Here is a 1,459-nt window from a genome sequence, read left to right as displayed (position 1 = left end):
TTCAAGGGGTTCACCGCAGTGAGCGACGTGAATCTGTGCGTGCGTCGCGGCTCGATCCATGCATTGATCGGACCGAACGGCGCGGGCAAGACCACCTGCTTCAACCTGCTCACGAAATTTCTGGAGCCCACCACGGGCACCATTCTCTTTAACGGCATCGACATCACCCGCGAAAAGCCCGCACAGATTGCGCGGCGCGGCGTGATCCGCTCGTTCCAGATCTCCGCCGTGTTCGCGCACCTGACCGTGCGCGAGAACGTGCGCATCGGCCTGCAGCGGCAACTGGGCACCGCGTTCCAGTTCTGGCGCAGCGAACGCTCGCTCGATGTGCTCGACGCGCGCGCCATGGAACTGCTCGACCAGGTGGGCCTGACCGAATTCGCCGAAACGGTCACCGTCAACCTGCCGTACGGCCGCAAGCGCGCGCTGGAGATCGCCACCACGCTGGCGATGGAACCGGAGCTGATGCTGCTCGACGAGCCCACGCAGGGCATGGGCCACGAGGATGTGGATCGCGTCACGCAGCTGATCAAGAAGGTTTCTGCGGGCCGCACGATCCTGATGGTCGAACACAACATGAACGTGGTGTCGTCGATTGCCGACAAGATCACGGTGCTGCAACGCGGCGCGATCCTGGCCGAAGGCCCGTATGCAGAGGTGTCGAAAGACCCGCGCGTGATGGAGGCCTATATGGGCACGGTGGACGCGGAACTGCAGGGAGCGCACTGATGAGCACGCAATCGAATGTGCCCGCGCTGGAAATCAAGGGCCTGCACGCCTGGTATGGCGAATCGCACATCCTGCACGGTGTAGACCTGACCGTGAACCGCGGCGAGGTGGTGACGCTGCTGGGCCGCAACGGCGCGGGCCGCACCACCACGCTGCGCGCGATCATGGGCCTGACGGGGGCGCGCAAGGGATCGATCAAGGTCAACGGCCACGAGACGATCGGCCTGCCCACGCACAAGATCGCGCACTACGGCATCGGCTATTGCCCGGAAGAGCGCGCGATTTTTTCAAGCCTGTCGTGCGAGGAAAACCTGCTGTTGCCGCCGACGCTGAAGGCATCGGGCGCGGGCACCGGCCAGGGCATGAGCGAGGCCGAGATCTACGAGATGTTCCCGAACCTGAAGGAGCGCAGGCAAAGCCAGGGCACGCGGCTTTCCGGCGGCGAGCAGCAGATGCTGGCGGTGGGACGCATCCTGCGCACCGGCGCCAATCTGCTGCTGCTCGACGAGATTTCGGAAGGGCTCGCGCCGGTCATCGTGCAGGCACTCGCGCGCATGATCCTGATGCTCAAGGCCAAGGGGTACACGGTGGTGATGGTGGAGCAGAACTTCCGCTTTGCCGCGCCGCTGGCCGACCGCTTCTATGTGATGGAACACGGCGCCATCGTCGAGCGCTTTGCCGCCGACGAACTGCAGGACAAGATGCCGGTGCTCAATGAACTGCTTGGCGT

General features: G+C 64.3%; 2 protein-coding genes. Both read left to right on the top strand.

What is annotated here, in order from left to right; translation table 11 throughout:
- A partial coding sequence (locus tag AC1RKI_RS30045) for an ABC transporter ATP-binding protein (RefSeq protein WP_492798427.1) occupies positions 1-729 on the top strand: 729 nt, incomplete at its 5' end.
- Positions 729-1,459, top strand: a 731-nt coding sequence (locus AC1RKI_RS30040) for an ABC transporter ATP-binding protein (RefSeq protein WP_223505873.1), incomplete at its 3' end; no start/stop codon positions are given. The genes AC1RKI_RS30045 and AC1RKI_RS30040, both read left to right, overlap by 1 nt.

The organism is Cupriavidus sp. GW822-FHT06G04, from assembly GCF_058799075.1.
The sequence above is the reverse complement of the archived record's forward strand: the minus strand, read 5'-3'. Positions and strand labels throughout refer to the sequence as shown.